The following is a 21,328-nucleotide window of genomic DNA, read 5'->3' as shown; positions in this document are numbered from 1 at the left end:
CAAAAAAAGTCGCGGGCGGTTCATCCATCCGTCACAGGGCACCGACACACCCCTGTGCTGCCCGGTTGGCTCTCCGGAATCCCGCGTCTACAAGCGCTGGCCCGCTGTTATCTCCCCATCGGCCGGCGCTGCCGAGGTGTCATGCCGCAACCCCGAATGCCTCTGACCGACGCCGCACTGGCGGTCTCGCGCCGCCTCCTGCTCGGGGGTGTCGCGGCTTTGGTGCTGCGGCCCCGGAAGGCAGACGCGCAGACGGCGGGGAAACCCTCTCCGGTCCCCGACGCGATTCCGGCCGCGCCCGCCCTGAGGGCGGCGCCCGCGTCGCTCCGGCTCAAGCCGGAACCGGCCTTGGAAACCCCAGTCTGGTGCTTCGACGGCAAGACCGCGCCGCCGGTGGTGCGGGTGAAGCTCGGCGAGACGGTGCGGCTGAAGGTGGAGAACAGGACCGACAAGCCGCTCTCCCTGCATTGGCACGGGGTCCGCAATCAGAATCCGATGGACGGTGTCGGCGGGGTGACGCAGCCGCCGATCGCGCCCGGCGCCGACTTTACCTATGCGTTCATGCCGCCCGATGCCGGCACCTTCCTGATTCGCCCCCTCGTCGTCGGGGGCGCGAGCGAGCCCTCGGGCCGGGGTTTGGCCGGCGCCTTGGTGGTCGAGGAGAAGACGCCCCCGGCGGTCGACCAGGACCTGACGCTGCTGCTGCAGGATTGGCGCCTCGCCGACGATGCGACCCTGCTCCCTTTCGGTCAGACCGCGTTCGCGGCGAGTTCGGGCCGGCTCGGCAACCTCGTCACCATCAACGGAAAGCCGGTGCCGGACACCATCGAGGCGCGGCCGGGCAGCCGCCTGCGCCTGCGAATCGGCAATGTCTGCAACGCGCGCGGCACGCGCATCCGCTTCGACGGGCTCAAGGTCTACGTGGCGGCGGTGGACGGCCAACCCACTGAGACCTTCGAGCCGCTGCGTGCCACCCTGCCCTTCCCGCCCGGCACCCGCTACGACTTGATCGTCGACCTGCCCGTCGAGGCCGGTGCCACCGGCACCGTCAACGCGCTCATCGGCAATGGGCTGGCGCTCGCCACCATCGTCACGAAGGGCGAGCCGGTGACGCAGAAGCGTAGCCCGATCGCGCCGATCGGCGAGAACAAGTTGCTTCCCGCCGAAGTGAAGCTGCAGAACGCGATGCGTCGCGACGTCACGATCACCGGCGGTGCCCGGATCGATGCGACGAAACCGACCGCCGAGCCGATCTACACCGGCGACCCGGTCAAGGTCTGGGCGGTGAACGGCGCGTCCGGCAGCGCCGGGATGGCACCGCTGTTCACGGTGAAGCGCGGGCAGGTGGTGGTCCTGGCGCTCAAGAACGAGACCGCCTTCCCCCAGGCGCTGCACCTGCACGGCCACGTCTTTCGCCTGCTCCACCCCCTCGATGACGGCTGGGAGCCGTATTGGCTCGACACCTTCCAGCTTCTGGAGAGCCGCACCGCGCGCATCGCCTTCAAGGCCGACAATCCCGGCCGCTGGCTGATCAGCGCGACCGTGCTGGAGCGGTTCGACACGGGACTGTGGACCTCGTTCGAGGTGACTTAAATCGCGGCGATCGCACGCAGAACCGCCGGCATCATCTCCGCGATATCCTCGGCGATCAGGCCCGGCCCGTGGCGCAATCCGGCATCGCCGTGCAGCCAAACGGCGGCACATGCGGCTTCGAACGGCTCCATGCCCTGCGCCATCAGCCCGGCGACGAGGCCGCCGAGCACATCACCGGAGCCGGCGGTGCCGAGATAGGGCGTGCCGTGGTCGTTGATCGCGACGCGTCCATCGGGGGCCGCGATCACCGTGTCGGCGCCCTTCAGCACCATGACGGCCCCGGTGAGGGCAGCAGCCCGTCGCGCCCGATCGGGCTTCGAAAGGCCGTCCTCGACGGCGTCGCTGCCTTCGAACAGCCGGGCGAACTCGCCGTCATGCGGGGTCAACACCGCGCGCGATCCGCCATCGGCGATATGGGCGGCGAGCAGGCGGGCCTGTCCCTTGAAGCTGGTGAGCGCGTCGGCGTCGAGGACCAGGCCACGTCCCACGGCGGCCGCCACCGCCACGAGGTCGCGCGTGGCCGATCCCATTCCGAGACCCGGACCGGCGAGCACGACGTTGAGGCGCTCGTCGACGAGAAGATCGTCGAGGTCGTCGGCGGTCTCGCACGGGCGCAGCATGATGGCGGTCAGGTGCGCGGCATTCTCAGGCAGCGCCAAGGCCGGCGACGCCAGGGTTACCAGGCCGGCACCGACCCGCAGGGCGGCACGCGCGGCGAGCCGGGCGGCGCCGGTGCGATAGGCCGGTCCCGACAGCACCAGGGCGTGGCCGCGCGTATACTTGTGGCTCGTCGCATCGAGACGGGGAAATGCGCCGAGCCAGAGACCCGGGCCGTTGTGGAATACGGCCGGATCATCACCCAGCCCCTCGATGAGGGCTTCGGGACCGGTGCCGATATCGGCCACATGCACGGCTCCGCGCAGCGCGCGGCCGGGCTGGAGCAGGTGGCCGGGCTTGAGGGCGACGAAGGTCACCGTCTCGATCGCCTGCAGGGCAAGTCCGCGCACCAATCCGGTATCGCCATCGACCCCGCTGGGCACGTCGACGGCGAGCACCAGACGGTGCGACGCAGCGACCCGTTCGATCAGCGCCGCGGCCTCGCCTGTGATGGCGCGCGACAGGCCGGCCCCGAACACGGCATCGACCACGAGGTCGTATCCCTCCAGGGCGCCGAGATCGTTTGCCGCCATGACCGGTCCGGTCCAGCCGGAGGCGGCGCCCGCCGCATCCCCGGTGAGATCCGCCACTGGCACGAGGCAGGCGAGGTCGACGGACACTCCAGCTTCGGCGAGGAGCCGCGCGGCGACGAAGCCGTCGCCGCCATTGTTGCCGGGTCCGCACAGGACGACGACACGCCCTCGGTCGGACAGATGCTTCCGCGCGCGCTCCGCCACGGCGGCACCCGCGCGCTCCATCAGGACGCGGCCGGATGTGCCGGCGCGGATCGCCGCCGCATCGACCCGGCGCATCGCCTCGACGCTCAGCAGGCGGATGGGGGCCATGGTCATCACCTTATCTATGTGCTCGCCAGCCGCTCAGCTTTGCTCGCAAACTGGCCCGACCGGAGAGGATTGCCCGCAGGATTTGCAGGATTTGCACAATTGTCGTGCATATTCCGACGATCTCCGAGCAAAACGACGTGGCGGAGGCCGAACGGCGATGGTACCAACGGCAGATAGAGCAGCATCGAGGTCAGGCCCGCCCGGCATGAAGAAGATCGAAGCGATCATCAAGCCTTTCAAACTGGATGAGGTGAAGGAAGCCCTCCAGGAGGTCGGCCTGCAGGGTATCACTGTGATCGAAGCCAAGGGCTTCGGGCGCCAGAAAGGGCATACCGAGCTCTATCGCGGCGCCGAGTACGTGGTCGACTTCCTGCCCAAGGTGAAGCTCGAGATCGTGCTGTCCGACGCGCTGGTGGAAGGCGCCGTCGAGGCGATCCGCAAGTCGGCCCAGACCGGCCGCATCGGCGACGGCAAGATCTTCGTCTCGACCATCGAGGAAGCGATCCGCATCCGCACCGGCGAGACCGGCACCGACGCGATCTGATCGGCGCGCGATAAATTTCGCGATCCGACGCACGCGATCCGACACGACAGCGTCATCGCCGTCGCATTCCCTGTTCCAGCGCGCTAAACGTGACCCACCCGCGGGCCGCCCCTTCCTGGAGCGACCTGCGGAAAAACCACGGCTAAATGCCGCGATTCGAAGGAGACATCCGAGGATGGCCAAGACTGCAGCCGAAGTCCTGAAAGAGATCAAGGACAACGACGTCAAGTACGTGGACTTCCGGTTCACGGATCCGCGCGGCAAGTGGCAGCACGTGACGTTCGACGTCTCCCTCGTCGACGACGAGATTTTCGCCGAAGGCACCATGTTCGACGGATCGTCGATCGCCGGATGGAAGGCGATCAACGAGTCCGACATGCTGCTGATGCCCGATCCGGCCACCGCCTGCATGGATCCGTTCTTCTCCGCCTCCACCATGTCGATCGTGTGCGACGTGCTCGAGCCCTCGACCGGCGCCCCCTATAGCCGCGACCCGCGCAGCACCGCCAAGCTGGCCGAAGCTTTCCTGAAATCCACCGGGATCGGCGACACGATCTTCGTCGGCCCGGAAGCCGAGTTCTTCGTGTTCGACGACGTGAAGTTCGCCTCCGACCCCTACCAGACCGGCTTCAAGCTCGATTCGGCCGAACTGCCGAGCAACGGCTTCACCGATTACGAGGGCGGCAATCTCGGCCACCGCATCGCCACCAAGGGCGGCTACTTCCCGGTGCCGCCGCAGGATTCGGCGCAGGACATGCGCGGCGAAATGCTGGCCGCCATGCAGTCGATGGGCGTCAAGGTCGAGAAGCACCACCATGAGGTGGCGAGCGCCCAGCACGAACTCGGCATGAAGTTCGATACGCTGACCCTGCTCGCCGACCACATGCAGATCTACAAGTACTGCATCCATCAGGTGGCGCAGAGCTACGGCAAGACCGCGACGTTCATGCCCAAGCCCGTCTTCGGCGACAACGGCTCGGGCATGCACGTGCACCAGTCGATCTGGAAGAACGGCAAGCCGATCTTCGCCGGCGACAAGTATGCCGACCTGTCCCAGGAATGCCTGTGGTACATCGGCGGCATCATCAAGCACGCCAAGGCGCTCAACGCCTTCACCAACCCGTCCACCAACTCCTACAAGCGTCTCGTGCCCGGCTACGAGGCCCCGGTGCTGCTCGCCTATTCGGCGCGCAACCGCTCGGCCTCCTGCCGTATCCCGTGGACGACGAACCCGAAGGCCAAGCGCGTCGAGGTCCGCTTCCCCGATCCGATGGCGAACCCCTACCTCGCGTTCTCGGCCCTGCTGATGGCCGGACTCGACGGCATCATCAACAAGATCGATCCGGGCGCGGCCATGGACAAGGATCTCTACGACCTGCCCCCGCGCGAGTTGAAGAAGATCCCCACCGTCTGCGGCAGCTTGCGTGAAGCCCTGCAGAACCTCGACCGCGACCGCGCCTTCCTCAAGGCCGGCAACGTCTTCACCGACGATCAGATCGACTCGTTCATCGAACTGAAGATGACGGAAGTGATGCGCTACGAGATGACGCCGCACCCGGTCGAGTTCACGATGTACTACTCGCTCTGACTGGAGCCGGCCGGGCGCATCTGCAGCTCGCCGTTTAAGATCTTTGCGATGCCGGGGCCTCGAAGGAGGCTCCGGCATTTTGCGTTTCGGGGCGAAAAGCTAGGCGTAGATATTCGCCATGACCCAACCTCGTTGCGTGGATACGGGGTTCACACCTCATATCCACGCAACGCTGGAGAATGAGATGCATGCTTCGAAAGAATTCAAGAAGTTCGGACTTCAGTTCATACACGATATCCATCTGATGGGTGAAACGATGGATAATCTCATCAACAACGTCTCTATCCCATCCAATGAAAGCGAACGGACTCGCCTAAAGCATTTCCTCAACGAGATTATCGATGGGCGCGTAACGGATGCGGATGTGAGGCACTTCTGAGCTTCGACGCCCGCCGATGTCTACTTCCACGAAGTGGCTGATCTGCGTGTCCTGCTGAGCCAGGATCGGGATAGACTCTAAGATATAGGTATCGGTGGGCTCACGGCGGCGCGCGATTGCGAAGGCCTGACGGACGCCTAAACCGTCAGCAGTGAGTCGACGGGAACATGGAGCCCCAGATGCCTCCGGCATCGACGAGAGGGCCCTTGTCGTCGGTCAGGTCATGCACCCCGGCCCGGAAAGCCCGGACGACTTCGTCCGATCCTTCGACCAAGAGATCGCGCAGCGATCTGCCTTCCGCAAGATAATTTCATACCTTTTCTATACTCGTTCTAATATATGGATTTTAACTACTCCAAATTAGGAATATTTACCTTCACTATCGCGCGCGATCGATTGACAAGATCTGTCGTAATTGGATAATCGGAAGGCAACAGCAGCCGTGAAAGCGTGTGTACGCACGACCACGCTGGGTTCGCCTCAGAGAACAATCCCCGATGTCCAAGATTGCGGCGGCTGCCGGACTTCCGGCGCTGGTCGGCATCGTGATCATGCCCGACGCCTCGCAGGTGCCGGATCATGTGCTCGGCACACCCCTCGCCACCGCCCGGATGTCTCGGTAGGACGCTTCGACGATGATGCGCATGATCCTCTTCCGCCTGCACTGGCTCCTCGGCCTCACTGCCGGCCTCGTCCTCGCCCTGGTCGGGGTGACCGGGGCGCTGATGAGCTACGAGGAGGCGATCATCGAATGGACCGATACCGACCGCGCCTTCGTCGCCGTGCACGATACGGTACGCCTCGGACCCGAGGCCCTGTTGGCACGCCTCAATACCCAGCGGCCTGGATTGAAGGTGAATGCCCTGACCGTCTCGGGCGATCCGGAGCGGAGTCCGCGCGCGCGGTTCGCCGCAGACCCGAGATCCGGCACACGCCCGCCCTCGGTCTATCTCGACCCCTATGACGGCCGCGACCTCGGCGAGGCGCGGCTGGAGCCCGCCTTCGCCACGATCCGCGACCTGCATCGCTGGCTTCTGGTACCGGGCGAAGGCAAGGGCTGGGGCCGCAGCATCACGGGGGCCTGCGCCATCGCGCTCCTGGTCTTCCTCGCCACCGGCCTCTACCTGCGTTGGCCCAAAATCCACTCCTGGCGGATCTGGCTGAAACCCGCCCTGAAGCGTCCGGGACGCCCGCGCTGGTGGTCGCTGCACAGTATCGCCGGAACGTGGCTTCTTCCGGTCTACGCGGTCATCGCGTTGTCGGGGCTGTGGTGGTCCTACGACTGGTACAAGACGGCGGCGACCTATGTGCTGACGGGTGAAGCCCCGCGCGCCAGACCGCCCCGCGACCGTGACCGCGCGGCGTCGAAGGCGCCCCTGGCGCTTGACAAGGCCTGGGCCGCCTTCAACGCGAGCGAGGGCGCCGGCGCCCATCTCGCTATCGTCTCGCTTCCCGGTCCGGACGCCACCGTGATCCGCATCCGCTACCTCGCCAGCGCCTCCGACCAGCCGAAGGCGCGCGACGAGATGACGTTCGACGCCGCCACCGGCGAACGGCTCTCGATGTCCCGCTATGCCGACAAGCCGCTCGGCCGGCTCATGGCCGACAACATGCTGGAGGTCCATCGCGGGCGCTTCTTCGGCGGATTCTTCGCATTCCTGTTCTTCGCCGCATCGCTGTCGATGCCGCTCCTGGCGGTGACCGGGCTCGTGCTCTACGTCCTGCGTCGCCGGGCGCTGCGGAGGCGAGCGATCGCCCCGGCGCCCCGTCTCGCCGATGTCGTGCAGGGGCTCGAAGCCTAGAAACGCCCGACGAACCGGACTTGCGGCTCGGCGTCTCCCGCCCAGTTGAGGGGTTGCAAGACCGCGAGACATCGTCCTCCCAAGAGCTCTGCTTCAAGGAACCGTGCTCCATGCCCCTCGTGATGCCCGTCATTCTCGGCTCCGTCCGCTCGGAGCGGCAGGGCCTGCGCGCCGCGCGATTCCTGGTGGCGCAGCTCGAAGCGCGCGGCATCGAGGCGCCGCTGGTCGACCCGGCGGAGCTGAAGCTCCCGCTCCTCGACAAGATGTACAAGGAACATCCGAAGGGCACGGCGCCGGCGGTTCTGGAGGATCTGGCGACGCTTTACCGTCGCTCGGATGCCTTCGTGGTGGTGTCGGCGGAATACAACCACTCGATCCCGCCGGCCCTGTCGAACACCCTCGATTATTTCCTCGAAGAGTATTCCTGGCGGCCCTCCGCGATCTGCTGTTACTCGGCCGGGCAATATGGCGGCGTGCGCGCCGCGATGCAGTTGCGGGCGATGATGAGCGAACTCGGCGCATCGAGCATCCCTTCGCTGCTGCCGATTCCGCGCATCGGCAAGGCTCTGGATGCGGAGGGCAAAGCGCAGGAGGAGTGGCTGACCAAGGCGGCCGGCCGCTTCCTCGATGAGCTGGTCTGGTATGCCGAAGCGCTGAAAGCGCAGCGGGCGGGCGGCACGCCGTATTGAGGTCTGGCGCGAGCCTTGCGCTCGCTCCGGAACGTTGGCGTTGCAGCGAGCAGACCCCATTCATGAACGACCTCAGACACCTCCTCTCCAGCCTCGTGAAGGCGGCTCTGATGGGCGATGACCACGCCAGTGTCCGGTGGCGCGAGGAGGCGCGGCGGGATCATGCCCGGATCATGGCCGACCCCGCCGCGGTTCAGTCCCTGAAGATCGACGGAATGTGGACCCTCGCGGTCGCCGATGCCGAAGCGCCGGAGTTCCGCGAGGCTGAGGGACAGGTTGGGTTCGGGTTCCCCGCGCTCTGCCCGTTCACGCTGCCCGAGATCACCGACCCGGATTTCGACATCGATGCGGGCGTGGAGCGGATCCGCAAATCGGCCTCCACCGGCTGAACGGTGTTGAGAGCCCTGGCCGCACCGTTGCCCCTGGAGAGCGCCGAGCCCATGTTGAGGCGACAGGCCGGACTGCTCTCGACGAATTCGGCCCCTCACCTTTCGCGCGGGTCGTCTCGGCCAGCGCCAGCGAGCCCGATCATTTGGCCAAGCGCATCAATCCGACTCCCGGTCCTGCCGCCCTCCCCACCCGCGAGCAGATTCTCGCCTTCATCGCCGCCTCCACCGAAAAGGTCGGAAAACGCGAGATCGCCGCGGCCTTTTCGATCAAGGGGGCGGACCGCATCGGCCTCAAGCGCATCCTGAAGGAGATCGAGATCGACGGCGAGATCGAGCGCGGGCGCGGCGGCCTGTCGGAAGCCGGGCGCCTGCCGGCGGTGGTGCTCGCCGACATCAAGTCGCGCGACCGCGACGGCGATTTCTTCGCGACCCCCGTCGACTGGGATCAGGAGAAGGGGCCGCCGCCCAAGATCAGCGTCCTGGCTCCACGCCCCGGCCGCAAGCCGGGAATCGCCGCTCCGGGGATCAACGATCGCGTGTTGCTGCGCGTCGAGCCGACACCGGGCGAGACCGGGCGCTACACCGGCCGCGTCATCAAGGTGGTGGGCCGGAACAAGGCCGAGATCATCGGCGTCTATCGCGCCGGCAAGGATGGCGGACGCATCATCCCGGTAGAAAAGCGCGCCCAGGGGCGCGAGATCGCGATTCCGGCGGGCGAGGAAGGCGAGGCCCGCGACGGCGATCTCGTTAGCGTCACCCTGCAGCGCGAGACCCAATTCGGCCTGCCGCAGGGTCGGGTCAAGGAGCGCCTCGGGTCGCTCGGCTCCGAGAAAACGGTGAGCCTGATCGCGCTCCATCTCCACCATATCCCCCACGTCTTCGCGCCCGCGACCCTGGCCGAGGCCGATGCCGTCGAACCGGCCGGTCTGGCGGGGCGTGAGGATTGGCGGAACGAGACGCTCCTCACCATCGATCCGCCCGACGCCAAGGACCACGACGACGCCGTGATGGCGATCGCCGATCCCGATCCGGCCAATGCCGGCGGCTTCGTCGTCACCGTCGCCATCGCCGACGTCGCGGCCTATGTCCGGCCCGGCTCGGCCCTCGACCGCGAGGCGCTGATGCGCGGCAACTCGGTCTACTTCCCCGACCGGGTCGTGCCGATGCTGCCCGAGCGCATCTCCAACGACCTCTGTTCCTTGCGCGAGAAGGAGGATCGCCCGGCACTCGCCGTCAGGATGACCATCGGCGCCGATGGGGTGAAGCGGCGCCACAGCTTCCACCGGGTGATGATGCGCTCGCGCGCGAAGCTGTCCTACGCCCAGGCGCAGGCCGCCATCGATGGGTTTGCCGACGAGACCACGGCACCGCTGCTGGAGCCGATCCTGCGCCCGCTCTGGGCCGCCTACGCGGCGCTCAAGACGGCTCGCGACGAGCGCGGCCCGCTCGCCCTCGATCTGCCGGAGCGCAAGGTCCTGCTCACCGCGGACGGCGCCGTCGATCGCGTGGTGGTGCCGGCGCGGCTCGATGCCCACCGGCTCATCGAAGAGTTCATGATCCAGGCCAACGTCGCGGCGGCCGAGACCCTGGAACAGGCCAAGCAGCCGCTGATCTATCGGGTCCACGACGAGCCCGCCCTGGAGAAGATGCGCGCGCTCGGCGAGGTGCTGGCCTCCATCGGCATCAAGATCCCGAAGGAAGGGCTCCTGCGCCCGGCCCTGTTCAACCGCATCCTCGGGTCAGTGGCCGAGACGGAACACGCGGTCTTCATCAACGAGGTGGTCCTGCGCTCGCAGGCGCAGGCGGTCTACGCCGCGCAGAATCTCGGCCACTTTGGCCTCAACCTGCGCCGTTACGCACATTTCACCTCGCCGATCCGGCGCTACGCCGATCTCATCGTCCATCGGGCGCTGATCGCGGCCTGCCGCATGGGCAAGGACGGTTTGTCGTCCGACGTGACCATCGGCGCGCTCGATCAGATCGGCGAGCAGATCTCGGCAGCCGAGCGGCGGGCGATGGCGGCCGAACGCGAGACCATCGACCGGCTCATCGCGCACCACCTTGCCGACCGGGTCGGCGCCAACTTCACCGGGCAGATCTCTGGGGTGACGCGCTCCGGGCTGTTCATCAAGCTCGACGAGACCGGCGCGGACGGCTTCGTGCCGATCTCCACCATCGGCGCGGATTACTATCGCCACGACGAGGCCAAGCATGCCCTCGTCGGCGAACGGTCGGGCGAGACCCATCGCCTCGGCGACCGGGTCGAGGTGCGGCTGGTGGAGGCGGCGGCGGTGGCCGGTGCCCTGCGCTTCGAGTTGCTGTCCGATGGGCAATCCCGCCCCGAGGGGCCGAACACCGGCGCCAGCCCGCGTGTCACGCGAAAAGCCGGGGCGCCGGGGCGCCCCCCCGGTATCCGCAACTCCGGGTCGCGCCACCGCGGGTCGCGCCGCTAGGCGCCGTGAGGTAGACCAGGGTGTCACGGGAACGGAGCGGACACGCGATGACGACCAGCGTCGAGATCTCGCCTGCGGAGCGCACCGGTTTGGTCAACTCCCTGGCGCGCGGGTTCCTCGGCCGCTGCCCGCATTGTGGCACGGGAAAGATCTTCGGGCGCTTCCTCAAGGTCCGGCCGGATTGCGAGGCCTGCGGGCTCGCATTGCACAACCACCGGGCCGACGACCTGCCGCCCTACGTGGTCATCTTCATCGTCGGCCACCTCGTCGGCTACGTCATCCTCGAGATGGAGATGAATTACGACGTGCCGTTGTGGTTCCAGCTCAGCTTCTGGCCGCTCTTTACCCTCGGTTTCGCCCTGATCCTGCTGCAGCCGGTGAAGGGTGCCGTGGTCGGACTGCAATACGCCCTTGGCATGGGGGGCTTTGCCACGCTACCGCTGGGGCCGAGCCCGGCCTCGGCGCGGCCGGAGGACGTTCAGATTGGATCAACCGATACCCGCACCCACGGACTCGGACCGGCCTGAGCCCGTCCTGCGCAAGGCCACGCTGCGGCCGCGCAACGCCGCCACCCTGATCATTCTCGACCGCTCGAAGAAGACGCCCAAGCTCCTGATGGGGCGGCGCCATTCCGGCCTCGCCTTCATGCCGAGCAAGTTCGTATTTCCGGGCGGCCGCATCGAGCCCGGCGACCGGCACATGCCGGTGGCCGGCGCCCTCTCGGCCCGCGCCACCGACGCGCTCGCCGCGCAGGTCCCGCGCGCCTCGCACCATCTCGGCCGGGGATTGGCGCTCGCCGCCATCCGGGAGACCTTCGAGGAGACCGGGCTGATGCTCGGCACCCGCGATTATGGACCGCCCGAATCCGCACCCGAAGGCAGTTGGAGCGCGTTTCGCGCAGCCGGAGTGATGCCGGATCTCGAAGCCTTGCACCTCGTCGCCCGCGCGATCACGCCGCCGGGCCGGCCGCGCCGCTTCGACACGCGCTTCTTCGCCGTCGACCGCAGCGCGGTGGCGGCCGAGACACCCGGAATCGTCACAGCGGATTCCGAACTGGTGGAGCTCGCCTGGGTCACTTTTGCGGAGGCGCGTGCGCTCGATCTGCCGCGGATCACCGGTGTGATCCTCGGCGATCTCGAAGTGCAGGTCGCCGGCCGCCTCGCCCCCTATCTGCCGATTCCGTTCTATTACGAACGCAACGGCAAGGGGCAGCGCATCGACCTTTAATCCCTGAACCAGGAACTGTACCCGGTCGATCCGGTGGAACCCGACCGTATTGATGCAGTGGCCTGTCGACAGGTCCCCCGACCGAAAAAAGGCCCTGTCTCACCGACAGGGCCTTTTTCTATTCGGCAGCGTCGAGGCGCGGGCGCTCGATCGCGGTGCGCTCCCGCTTGACCAGTTCCGCGGTCAGGAACGCCACTTCCAGCGCCTGCTCGGCGTTGAGGCGCGGGTCGCAATAGGTGTGGTAGCGGTCCTGCAGGTCGTCGGCCGTGAGGGCACGGGCGCCGCCAGTGCACTCGGTGACATCCTTGCCGGTCATCTCCAGATGGATGCCGCCGGCGATCGTGCCTTCCGCGCGGTGGACGCCGAAGAAGCCCTCGATCTCCTGCATCACCCGCTCGAACGGACGCGTCTTGTAGCGACCGGCCGAAATGGTGTTGCCGTGCATCGGATCGCACACCCACACCACCTTGCGGCCCTCGCGCTCCACAGCGCGGATCAGCCCAGGCAGGTGATCGCCGACCTTTTCGGCACCGAAGCGGCAGATCAGCGTCAGGCGCCCGGCCTCGTTGTCGGGGCTGAGCTGGTCGATGAGCCGGATCAGGCCGTCCGACGTCATCGACGGACCGCATTTCAGGCCGATCGGGTTCTTGATGCCGCGCGCGTACTCGATATGCGCGTGGTCGGGTTGCCGGGTGCGGTCTCCGATCCAGAGCATGTGACCTGAGGTGGCGTACCAATCGCCGCTGGTGGAATCGACGCGGGTCAGCGCCTCCTCGTAGCCGAGCAGGAGCGCCTCGTGGCTGGTGTAGAAATCCGTGGTGCGGACCTCCTGATGCGTCTCGGGATTGATGCCGATGGCGCGCATGAAGTCGAGCGCTTCGGTCATCCGCTCGGCGCAATCGGCATAGCGCGAGGATTGCGGCGAATCCTTCACGAAGCCGAGCATCCAGCGATGCGAGTTCTCGAGGTTGGCGTAGCCACCCGTCGCGAAGGCGCGCAGCAGGTTGAGCGTCGCGGCCGACTGGCGGTAGGCCTCCACCTGCCGACGCGGGTCGGGCACGCGGGCCTCCTCGGTGAAGGTCAGGCCGTTGACGATGTCGCCGCGGTAGCTCGGCAGGGTCACCCCATCCATCGTCTCGGTGGGCGAGGAGCGCGGCTTGGCGAACTGCCCGGCGATGCGCCCGACCTTCACCACCGGCGAACCGCCGGCAAAGGTGAGCACAAGCGCCATCTGCAGGAACACGCGGAAGAAATCGCGGATGTTGTCGGCCGAATGCTCGTCGAAGCTCTCAGCGCAATCGCCACCCTGAAGCAGGAACGCGTCCCCGTTGGAGACCCGGGCGAGCGCCGACTTCAGCTTGCGCGCCTCACCGGCAAACACCAGGGGTGGAAAGCTCGCGAGCTGCGTCTCGACCGCCTGAAGAGCGGCGGCATCCGGATAGGCCGGCACCTGCTGGATCGGCAGGTTCCGCCAAGTCTTCGGTGTCCAACCAGTCTTCGCCGTCCAACGCTCGCCCATGATCAACTCCCGTCCACCTTTCGGACAGCCCCGCGCAGCCAAATGCCTCGCGGAGAGCGCGGCTTATAGAGCGGTTTGCCCGCCGATGCGAGTGATCGAATCCGCCGGGCAGGGCTGCGGGTGGCGGTGGCGCGTACCGTCCCGGTGACGTCGCGCCAGATCGGCGTGCGCAGGCGCACTCGTCTTGTCGCGCGGCCGTAACGCTCGGGCGATCCTCTTCGAAATAAAGATCAGATCCGACGAACATTGTGTGCGTCGGTAGTTATCAACGGGAGAATGACCATGATCAAGTCGATGCTCGTCGCCCTGACCCTCGCTGCCGCCGGCACCGGCAGCGCTTTCGCGGAAACCCGGACGATCAACGTCTGGGGTGCCCGTCTCGAGGTTCCGGCGGCTCAGGCCGAACCGACGCCGCTCGCGGCGATGGCGGCGCGGCCCGATGCCCGCTTCATGGCGATGCCGGCCGGACACACCCGCACGCCGCGACACGCGCGCTGAGCGTCGCGGATGCCGATCTCACGCGGCGTCGCCGTCCTCGATGGCGATGCCGTGCTCCGACAAGATCCAGAAGATCGCCTCAAGATCTTCGGAGGTGACATCACGCGGCGGCAACGCCTCTTCCAGGTCCTCGTAGGTCAGGCGCCGCATCCGCTGCGCCTCGGCCTTGGCGAGAAGCTGGTCCACCGCCTTGCGCATGTCCTCGGGAAGCGCGTCGTGGCTCGGCAGACGATAATCGTCCACCGGATGCAGCGCCTCCGCGAGCATCCGGTCGATGATCACCTGCCGTCGATCATACGCGTCGTCGTGCTGTTCCATGAGGCAGTTATGGGTCGCCGGGGCTACACGTCGAGGGTTCGGGGATCAGGTTAGCGCCGGTCCGGCCAAGGCTCAATCGGCGATCGTCGCGGCGCGAACGATCCGGACCGGGATCGCCTTGGCCGCCGGGGTCTTGGCCTGCTCGTCGTGATGCCAGAGCGGGATCAGCGGATTCAGCTCGGGGTAGTAGCCGCCGCAATTTCCCGCCGGGATGCCATACTTGACCACGCGCAACCCCTTCACGGCGCGAACGAATCCGTCATCCGCATCGGTGACGAGGTCGACGGTCTCGCCATCGGCGACGGAGAGCCGAGCCATGTCGGTCTCGTTCATGAACAGCACCATGCGGGTGCCCTTCACGCCGCGGAAGCGGTCGTCGTAGCCATAGACCGTGGTGTTGAACTGGTCGTTGGACCGCAAGGTGATGAGGTCTAGGACATCCGCGCCGCGGCCGGGCATGTCGGGGTCTTCGTCGAGCCCTTCCGGCACCGTGAAGTTCGCCTTGCCGCTTGTCGTGTCCCAGTGCCTGTCGCGGGCGGGAATCGGTTTATGCAAACCGCCCGGATCGAACATCCGGCCATTGAGATCGTGGAACACGCTCGGATACGTCGCCTCGATGGCATCGCGCACCGTGGCGTAATCTCCGACCCATGCGTTCCAGTCCACCTTGGGGTTCGCGGCGAGGGTCGCCTTGGCAATCTCGGCGACGATCCAGGGTTCGGAACGCACATGCGCGCTCACCGGCTTGGTCACGCCGCGCGAGCCGTGGAAGCACGATGTCGAATCCTCCATCGATACCGCCTGTGGCCCAGTCGCCTGGACGTCGATCTCGATGCGGCCGAGACAGGGCAGGATATAGGCGACGGCCCCATTGACGAGGTGCGACCGGTTGAGCTTCGTCGAGATCTGGACCGTGAGGCGCATGCGGCGCCACGCCTCCTCCATCCGCACCGTGTCGGGGATGGCACGCACGAAGTTACCGCCGAGGCTGACGAACCCCTTCACCGACCCGTCGATGATGCCCTCGCAGGCCTCCACGGTGTTCAGGCCTTTTCCACGCGGCGGCTCGAAGCCGTATTGCGCAGCGAGGACGTCGAGGGGCGCGAGCTCGGGCTTTTCGGTGATGCCGACGGTGCGCTGGCCCTGCACGTTGGAGTGTCCGCGGACCGGACAGAGACCGGCGCCTTTGCGGCCGACATTGCCTCGCAGGAGCATGAGGTTGACCAGCATCTGCACCGCCTCGGTGCCCTTGCGGTGCTGAGTCAATCCCATGCCGTAGACGCCGATCACCGCGCGAGCTCGGGCGTAGACGGTAGCGGCGGCTTCCAGGGCCGCGCGGGTCAGGCCGGATTTCGCTTCGAGGGCCGGCCAATCCTGAGCATCGCAATAGGCGATGAAGGCGTCCAGTCCGTGCGTATGCTCCTCGATGAATGCCACATCGAGGATGCGCGGACGGCCGACCGCCTGGGCCTCCCGGTCGGCGGCGATGAGCATCTTGCAGATTCCGGTGATCGCCGCGATATCGCCGCCCGCCTTGACTTGGTGGTACTGCGTCGAAATCTCGGTGGAGGAGCGCGTCGCCATCTCGATCGGCGATTGCGGGTTGGTGAACCGCTCCAATCCGCGCTCCCGCAGCGGGTTGAAGGTGATGATCGGAACCCGGCGCTTGCGCGCCTCCTGCAGCGGATGGAGCATCCGCGGCGCATTCGAGCCGACATTCTGGCCGAAGAACAAAATCAGGTCGGAGGCTTCGAAATCCTCCAATATCGTGGTGCCCACCGCCGAACCGATGGAGGCCTTCAGGCCCACCGATGTCGGCTCGTGGCACATGTTGGAGGAATCGGGCAGGTTGTTGTTGCCGTACATCCGCGCGAACAGCGCATACATGTACGAGGTCTCGAGCGACGCTCGGCCGGAGGCGTAGCAGACCACCGATGTCGGGGTGAGGCTGCGCAATTCACGCCCGATCTCGGCGAATGCCTCCTCCCAGGCGACGGGGACGTAGCGGTCGCTGCTGGGATCGTAGCGCATCGGATGCGTGAGGCGGCCCTGCTCCTCCAGGGAATAGTCGCTCCAGCCGAGCAGCTCCGTCACGGTGTGACTGGCGAAGAAATCCGGGCCGCAGCGCTTGGCGGTCTGCTCCCAGGCGGTGGCCTTGGCGCCGTTCTCGCAATACTCGAAGGTCAGCGCCTTGGCCGGCTTCGCCCAGGCGCAGGACGTACACATGAATCCGTCGTGCTTGTTCTGCTTCATCAGCAGTGCCGCACCCGAGACCGGGATTTCCTCGCGCAGCAGGATTTCCGCGAGCGAGGCCGCCGAACCCCAGCCGCCGGCCGGACCGTCATAGGGTTCGATCTTCGGCACGGCCATTTTGTCGGTCATCTGCGGCACTTCCGGGCGATTGCGAGCTCTCACCGCAACCGCCCCTGAACCCGCATGTTCCAGCCTGCGACGGTGCGGGCTAGCCGGCGCCCACCGGCGACCGCATGGTGACGAGCTCTTCGCCTACGGTGGGATGGACCGCGATGGTGCGGTCGAAATCGGCCTTGGTGGCGCCCATGGTGACGGCGATGCCCACCGCCTGGATGATCTCGCCTGCATCGTGCCCGAGCACGTGGACGCCCACCACCCGGTCGCTGGCGCCATCGACGATGAGCTTCATCAGGACCTTCTCGTCGCGACCCGACAGTGTCGCCTTCATCGGGCGGAAGCTCGACCGATAGACGTCGATGGCGCCGTAACGCGCCCGCGCCGTGTCCTCGTTGTGGCCGACGACACCGATCTCCGGTGTCGAGAACACGGCGGTGGGGATCAGGCCATGGTCCACCGCCCAAGGCTTGTTGCCGAACACCGTGTCGGCGAAGGCATGGCCCTCGCGGATCGCGATGGGGGTGAGCGCCGCCCGGTTGGTGACGTCGCCCACCGCGTAGATCGACGGGACGCGGGTCTGCGAAAACGCATCGACCGGGATGGCGCCGGCCGCGTCGATCTCGATCCCGACGGCGTCGAGCCCGAGCCCCTCGACGTTGGGGCGGCGGCCGGTGGCGGTGAGCAGTTGATCCACCTCCATATGGCTGCCGTCGCCGAGCGTCACCTTGAGGCCGCCGGCGACCCGCTCCAGGCATTCCACGGTCTGGTTGAGGCGCAGATCCATGCGCTTGGCGTAGGCCTCACCGAGCGCCTCGCGAATCTCCTCGTCGAAGCCACGCAGCAGCTTGTCGCCCCGATGCAGCAGCGTGGTCCGCGAACCGAGGCTGGCGAAGACCCCGGCGAACTCCACCGCGATATAGCCGCCGCCGACCACGAGGATGCGCTCGGGCAGCGTCTCGAGGTCGAACACCTCGTTCGACGTGATGGCGAATTCCGCGCCGGGAATCAGCGGTTCCTTCACCGGGCGGGCGCCCACCGCGATCAGGATGATGCGGGCGGTCACCCGCTCGCCCGAATCGACCAGCCGCACCGTGTGGGCATCCTCGATCACCGCGCGCTGCGGCACGATCTCGACGCCGGCCTTGCCGAGGTTGGTACCGTAGATACCCTCCAGCCGCGTCACCTCGGCGTCGCGGCGGGCCTTCATCACGCTCCAGTCGAAGCGCGGCGCGGGGACGCTCCAGCCGAAGCCGGCCGCATCCTCGAACTCGTCCTGAAACCGCCCGGCATAGACCATGAGCTTCTTCGGCACGCAGCCGCGGATCACGCAGGTGCCGCCGACGCGGTATTCCTCCGCGAGCTTCACCCGGGCGCCGTATCCGGCGGCGATGCGCGCGGCCCGCACGCCGCCCGAGCCGCCACCGATCACGAACAGGTCGACGTCGTAGGTGTGGCTGTCCGAATCCTGAATCATGCGCGGGTGGTCCTGAGCGGTGGCTGGCGGCGAGCCCTCTCCATCGCGCGAAGCCCGCGCCGCATCAACCGGCGCGCGGCGTACGGCGATCAACAAAAAGGCCGCTCCCTCAGAGAGGAAGCGGCCCGGTCACCGACGATATGCCGCTGGTCCAGCGGCGAATCGGATCACTTGATCTTGGTTTCCTTGAAGTCGACGTGCTTGCGCACGACGGGGTCGTACTTCTTCATCGAGAGCTTCTCGGTCTGGGTCCGGGAATTCTTCTTGGTGACGTAGAAGTAGCCGGTGTCGGCGGTCGAGATCAGCTTGACTTTAACGGTTACGGCCTTGGCCATGGCGCGGCGCTCCTGTGATGGCGGCATTCCGCATCAGCGAAACGCAAAAGGGCCGGCACGGGCCGGCTGAATACCGGCGGGTCATTGCCCCATCGACCGGGTTTCGTCAAGGCCGCGGATGCCCGGCGAGGCGCCAGACCACGATTCCCGCATAGGCGAGGAACAGGCCGCACATCGCGTAGGCGAAGCCCTGCGGCGGCACGAGATCCATGCCACCGCCGATGATCGGCGGGCCGACCATGAGGCCGATATTGTAGAGCACCACGAAGGCCGCGTTCGCTCCGGCGAGTTCCGGCCCGCGCACGCTGGCGCCGAGTTGGGCAAGGCCGACGGTGTAGAGCGTCCCGGCCAATCCCCCCCAGACGAAGAGCAGCACGATCAGGGCGGGAAACCAGCTCGAGGCGAGGGGAATCAGGCTAGACCCGAGCGCGCCGCACAGCGCCGAGATCAGCAGGACGATGCGCCGGTCCATCCGGTCGGCAAGCCAGCCGAACGGGATCTGAAACATCACGTTGCCGAGCGCCAACACGCTCACCAAGCCGGCGGCGGTCTCCGCATCGTAGCCGAGGCGCAGGCCGTAGAGCGGCAGGATGGCGAATCCCCCGGTCTCCACAGCGCCGTAGACGAGGGCGGCACCGGTGGCCGCCGGCGCGAGCAGGACGTAGCCGAGGAGCGAGCGGCTGCCGCCATGGGCGATTTCCGGCGACAGGCCCCGCGCCAGCACCAGCGGCACCATGGCGACCACGAACAGCACCGCCCCTGCGAGATAAGGCGCGTAGCCCTGCGTCCCGAGCAGAGCGAGCAGCGTCGGGCCGACGGCGAAGCCCAGAGCCAGCACCGTGGCGTAGACGCCCATTACCAGCCCGCGTCGCTCCGGCGGGGCCGCCTCGTTGATCCAGAACTCGGACAGGACGAACAGCACGCCGAGCGTGGCGGAGAAGACGAAGCGCAGGGGAAACCACCAGGCGATGCCCTGGAACACCTTGAAGCCGACCAGGGTGACCGCGCCGAGGGCCAGCGCTGAAACGAGCAGGCGCACCACGCCGATCCGCGCGGCGAGCCGCGGCACGAACGGCACGGTGAAGATGCTGGCGGCGCCGGCTACCGCCGTGTTGACGCCGATCAGGGTGCTCGACGCACCCATCCGCGCCATCTCGATGGAGAGCAGCGGGATCGTCAGGCTGAGGCCGATACCGACGACGGCGACGCAGACGATGGCGGCGGTGATCGAGGCAAAGCGAGCCCGGTCGGCAAGCTCCGACGAGGAATGTGCGGGCATGAACTGAAAACGCGGTCCGAACGAGCCACGCGGTGGCTCCGGACCGGCTTTCTCGCTCCCGACGCCCGCGAACGCAACCTGCGGCGGGTTTTACCGCGCCGCCGACTTCAGCGGCTTGTCCTCAGCCTTGGGTGTCTGCCGATCGATCTTCTGCCCATCGCGCAGGTCGGCGGGCGGGCTCAACACGAGCTGCTCCCGGCCGTCGAGGCCGTGGTTCACCTCGATGGTGGTGCCGAGATCGCGCTGGATGTGGACGTTGCGCCACTGCACGGTGCCGTCATCGTTGGCGACCGCGACCTGGGTTCCGCGCTGGTTGAACACCAGGGATTCGGCCGGGATCACGATGTTCGGCTCGGTCCGCGGCACTTTCAGCGTGACATAGACGTAGAGGCCTGCACGAAGGGTGCCATCCTTGTTCTCGACGTCGACCTCTGTGGTCAGCGTGCGGGACGACCGGAGCAGGGCCACGGAGCTGCGCGCGACCTTGCCGGAGAAGGTGCGACTCGGCAGCTGCGGCACCTTGATGGTCGCCTCCAACCCATCCCGCACGCCCACCGCCGCATTCTGAGGCACGTTCACCGAGACGCGGAGGATATCGTCCCGGTCCATCGACAGGAGGGCCGTGCCGGTCCCGTCGGCATGGACGAGATCGCCGACATCGACACCGCGCGCGGTGATCACCCCGTCGAAGGGGGCGATGATGTCCTTGAAGCCGGTGAGCGCCTTGAGGCGGTCGACGGTGGCGGTCTGCGCCTTGATGTTGGCCTCGGCCACTTTCACGCCGGCCTGGGCCGAGGCGAGGGTGGCGCCCTGGCTGAGCACGCTCGCCTGGGAATTGTCGGCGTTCTGCTTCGAGGCCCAGCCCTGACCGGCCAGGGTCGAGGTCCGGCTGTTGGTGACGTTCGCGAGGTTCACGTTGGCCTTGGCCTGATCGACCATGGATCTGGCCTGGAGCAGTTGCGCCTCCAATTGCCCGACCTGGGCCTCGGCCTGGGCCAGTTGCTGGTCGAGGTCGGGGGCGGCGATACGCAGGAGGATGTCGCCCTGGCGTACGCGGCTGCCGATATCGACCCGGCGCTCGGCGATGTAGCCGGTGGCGCGGGCATAGAGCGCCGCTCTGGCGAACGCGTCGGTCTGGCCCGGCAGGGTGATCTCCACCGGCTTGTCCGCCCGCTCGACGGCGACGGTGCGCAGCTTCGGCACGAGGGTCTTCACCTTGCGCTGCGTCTCGTCGGCGGCCGCACGCTGCTGCCAATGGCCGTAGCCGCCCCAGGCCAGCAGGCCGACGGCGACCAGTCCGACCACGACGAACGGCCCGGAGCGGGGCGGGCGTGGGATATCGTTGGGGTCACGGGGTGAAGCGTGCATT

20 protein-coding genes are annotated in these 21,328 nt (G+C 67.1%); 12 read left to right on the top strand and 8 right to left on the bottom strand.

Features of this window, described 5'->3' with window-relative positions; genetic code table 11:
- Positions 1–141: 141 nt before the first annotated feature.
- Entirely contained in the window at positions 142–1,593 is a 1,452-nt protein-coding gene (locus G3T14_RS17040) for a multicopper oxidase family protein (protein WP_163643728.1), read from the top strand.
- Here G3T14_RS17040 and G3T14_RS17035 read toward each other — a convergent pair.
- The gene (locus G3T14_RS17035; protein ID WP_163643741.1) at positions 1,590–3,095 is read right to left on the bottom strand and encodes an NAD(P)H-hydrate dehydratase; all 1,506 of its coding nucleotides are present in this window, start codon (positions 3,093–3,095) and stop codon (positions 1,590–1,592) included. The genes G3T14_RS17040 and G3T14_RS17035 overlap by 4 nt on opposite strands.
- A gap of 205 nt (positions 3,096–3,300) precedes the next feature.
- Between G3T14_RS17035 and G3T14_RS17030 the strand changes: the two genes are divergently transcribed.
- The 10 genes from G3T14_RS17030 to G3T14_RS16990 all read left to right on the top strand — a co-directional run bounded on the left by G3T14_RS17030 (position 3,301) and on the right by G3T14_RS16990 (position 12,166).
- Positions 3,301–3,639 carry a P-II family nitrogen regulator gene (locus G3T14_RS17030; protein WP_003600526.1) on the top strand — a complete coding sequence of 113 codons (339 nt, stop codon included), beginning with the start codon at positions 3,301–3,303 and terminating at the stop codon, positions 3,637–3,639.
- Between the two features lie 175 nt (positions 3,640–3,814).
- Entirely contained in the window at positions 3,815–5,227 is a 1,413-nt protein-coding gene (glnA, locus tag G3T14_RS17025) for a type I glutamate--ammonia ligase (RefSeq protein WP_163643727.1), read from the top strand.
- A 118-nt stretch (positions 5,228–5,345) separates the two neighbouring features.
- Positions 5,346–5,606, top strand: a complete 261-nt coding sequence (locus G3T14_RS17020) for a hypothetical protein (protein ID WP_163643726.1) — start codon at positions 5,346–5,348, stop codon at positions 5,604–5,606.
- A 497-nt stretch (positions 5,607–6,103) separates the two neighbouring features.
- On the top strand, positions 6,104–6,229 hold the full coding sequence (locus G3T14_RS25435; protein ID WP_281409822.1) for a hypothetical protein: 126 nt from the start codon (positions 6,104–6,106) through the stop codon (positions 6,227–6,229).
- Between the two features lie 12 nt (positions 6,230–6,241).
- On the top strand, positions 6,242–7,408 hold the full coding sequence (locus G3T14_RS17015; RefSeq protein WP_163643725.1) for a PepSY-associated TM helix domain-containing protein: 1,167 nt from the start codon (positions 6,242–6,244) through the stop codon (positions 7,406–7,408).
- A 110-nt stretch (positions 7,409–7,518) separates the two neighbouring features.
- Positions 7,519–8,097 carry an NAD(P)H-dependent oxidoreductase gene (locus G3T14_RS17010; RefSeq protein ID WP_163643724.1) on the top strand — a complete coding sequence of 193 codons (579 nt, stop codon included), beginning with the start codon at positions 7,519–7,521 and terminating at the stop codon, positions 8,095–8,097.
- Between the two features lie 62 nt (positions 8,098–8,159).
- Entirely contained in the window at positions 8,160–8,486 is a 327-nt protein-coding gene (locus G3T14_RS17005) for a hypothetical protein (protein WP_163643723.1), read from the top strand.
- 143 nt (positions 8,487–8,629) lie between these two features.
- Positions 8,630–10,939 (top strand): ribonuclease R, encoded by a 2,310-nt coding sequence (gene rnr, locus G3T14_RS17000; RefSeq protein WP_163643722.1) that lies wholly within the window; start codon positions 8,630–8,632, stop codon positions 10,937–10,939.
- A 47-nt stretch (positions 10,940–10,986) separates the two neighbouring features.
- A complete protein-coding gene (locus G3T14_RS16995) occupies positions 10,987–11,466 on the top strand; it encodes a DUF983 domain-containing protein (RefSeq protein WP_163643721.1) in 480 nt (159 codons plus the stop codon).
- Entirely contained in the window at positions 11,423–12,166 is a 744-nt protein-coding gene (locus G3T14_RS16990; protein WP_163643720.1) for an NUDIX domain-containing protein, read from the top strand. Before G3T14_RS16995 ends, G3T14_RS16990 begins: the two co-directional genes overlap by 44 nt.
- Positions 12,167–12,284: 118 nt before the next feature.
- On the opposite strand, the gene G3T14_RS16985 is transcribed toward G3T14_RS16990, so the two are convergent.
- Positions 12,285–13,685: a 3-deoxy-7-phosphoheptulonate synthase class II gene (locus G3T14_RS16985; RefSeq protein WP_163643719.1), complete on the bottom strand. Its 1,401-nt coding sequence runs from the start codon at positions 13,683–13,685 to the stop codon at positions 12,285–12,287.
- Between the two features lie 282 nt (positions 13,686–13,967).
- On the opposite strand from G3T14_RS16985, the gene G3T14_RS16980 reads away from it, so the two are divergent.
- Positions 13,968–14,183 (top strand): hypothetical protein, encoded by a 216-nt coding sequence (locus G3T14_RS16980; RefSeq protein WP_163643718.1) that lies wholly within the window; start codon positions 13,968–13,970, stop codon positions 14,181–14,183.
- Between the two features lie 18 nt (positions 14,184–14,201).
- Here the strand turns inward: G3T14_RS16980 and G3T14_RS16975 are convergent, their stop codons facing one another.
- From G3T14_RS16975 to G3T14_RS16950, 6 genes are all read right to left on the bottom strand, one after another.
- A complete protein-coding gene (locus G3T14_RS16975; protein WP_163643717.1) occupies positions 14,202–14,501 on the bottom strand; it encodes an RNA polymerase sigma factor region1.1 domain-containing protein in 300 nt (99 codons plus the stop codon).
- 72 nt (positions 14,502–14,573) lie between these two features.
- Positions 14,574–16,871: an FdhF/YdeP family oxidoreductase gene (locus tag G3T14_RS16970; RefSeq protein WP_163643740.1), complete on the bottom strand. Its 2,298-nt coding sequence runs from the start codon at positions 16,869–16,871 to the stop codon at positions 14,574–14,576.
- A gap of 91 nt (positions 16,872–16,962) precedes the next feature.
- Positions 16,963–18,345, bottom strand: coding sequence for a glutathione-disulfide reductase (gene gor / locus G3T14_RS16965; protein WP_163643716.1), 1,383 nt, complete (start codon positions 18,343–18,345; stop codon positions 16,963–16,965).
- Between the two features lie 167 nt (positions 18,346–18,512).
- Positions 18,513–18,680 carry a 50S ribosomal protein L33 gene (gene rpmG / locus G3T14_RS16960; RefSeq protein ID WP_018044575.1) on the bottom strand — a complete coding sequence of 56 codons (168 nt, stop codon included), beginning with the start codon at positions 18,678–18,680 and terminating at the stop codon, positions 18,513–18,515.
- A 106-nt stretch (positions 18,681–18,786) separates the two neighbouring features.
- Positions 18,787–19,959: an MFS transporter gene (locus G3T14_RS16955; protein WP_163643715.1), complete on the bottom strand. Its 1,173-nt coding sequence runs from the start codon at positions 19,957–19,959 to the stop codon at positions 18,787–18,789.
- 90 nt (positions 19,960–20,049) lie between these two features.
- Positions 20,050–21,327, bottom strand: coding sequence for an efflux RND transporter periplasmic adaptor subunit (locus G3T14_RS16950; RefSeq protein ID WP_163643714.1), 1,278 nt, complete (start codon positions 21,325–21,327; stop codon positions 20,050–20,052).
- Position 21,328: the final 1 nt, after the last annotated feature.

The sequence above is a fragment of the Methylobacterium sp. BTF04 genome (assembly GCF_010692745.1).
Taxonomy (GTDB): Bacteria; Pseudomonadota; Alphaproteobacteria; order Rhizobiales; family Beijerinckiaceae; genus Methylobacterium.
The sequence above is the reverse complement of the archived record's forward strand: the minus strand, read 5'-3'. Positions and strand labels throughout refer to the sequence as shown.

Coding starts and splice junctions, on each gene's coding strand:
- G3T14_RS16950 (WP_163643714.1), bottom strand. CDS start 21,327: ATGCACGCTTCACCCCGTGACCCCAACGATATCCCACGCCCGCCCCGC.
- rpmG (WP_018044575.1), bottom strand. CDS start 18,680: ATGGCCAAGGCCGTAACCGTTAAAGTCAAGCTGATCTCGACCGCCGAC.
- G3T14_RS17005 (WP_163643723.1), top strand. CDS start 8,160: ATGAACGACCTCAGACACCTCCTCTCCAGCCTCGTGAAGGCGGCTCTG.
- gor (WP_163643716.1), bottom strand. CDS start 18,345: ATGATTCAGGATTCGGACAGCCACACCTACGACGTCGACCTGTTCGTG.
- G3T14_RS16980 (WP_163643718.1), top strand. CDS start 13,968: ATGATCAAGTCGATGCTCGTCGCCCTGACCCTCGCTGCCGCCGGCACC.
- G3T14_RS17040 (WP_163643728.1), top strand. CDS start 142: ATGCCGCAACCCCGAATGCCTCTGACCGACGCCGCACTGGCGGTCTCG.
- G3T14_RS16995 (WP_163643721.1), top strand. CDS start 10,987: ATGACGACCAGCGTCGAGATCTCGCCTGCGGAGCGCACCGGTTTGGTC.
- G3T14_RS16975 (WP_163643717.1), bottom strand. CDS start 14,501: ATGGAACAGCACGACGACGCGTATGATCGACGGCAGGTGATCATCGAC.
- G3T14_RS17020 (WP_163643726.1), top strand. CDS start 5,346: ATGACCCAACCTCGTTGCGTGGATACGGGGTTCACACCTCATATCCAC.
- G3T14_RS16985 (WP_163643719.1), bottom strand. CDS start 13,685: ATGGGCGAGCGTTGGACGGCGAAGACTGGTTGGACACCGAAGACTTGG.
- G3T14_RS25435 (WP_281409822.1), top strand. CDS start 6,104: ATGTCCAAGATTGCGGCGGCTGCCGGACTTCCGGCGCTGGTCGGCATC.
- G3T14_RS16970 (WP_163643740.1), bottom strand. CDS start 16,871: ATGGCCGTGCCGAAGATCGAACCCTATGACGGTCCGGCCGGCGGCTGG.
- G3T14_RS16955 (WP_163643715.1), bottom strand. CDS start 19,959: ATGCCCGCACATTCCTCGTCGGAGCTTGCCGACCGGGCTCGCTTTGCC.
- G3T14_RS17030 (WP_003600526.1), top strand. CDS start 3,301: ATGAAGAAGATCGAAGCGATCATCAAGCCTTTCAAACTGGATGAGGTG.
- G3T14_RS17015 (WP_163643725.1), top strand. CDS start 6,242: ATGATGCGCATGATCCTCTTCCGCCTGCACTGGCTCCTCGGCCTCACT.
- G3T14_RS17035 (WP_163643741.1), bottom strand. CDS start 3,095: ATGGCCCCCATCCGCCTGCTGAGCGTCGAGGCGATGCGCCGGGTCGAT.
- G3T14_RS17010 (WP_163643724.1), top strand. CDS start 7,519: ATGCCCCTCGTGATGCCCGTCATTCTCGGCTCCGTCCGCTCGGAGCGG.
- glnA (WP_163643727.1), top strand. CDS start 3,815: ATGGCCAAGACTGCAGCCGAAGTCCTGAAAGAGATCAAGGACAACGAC.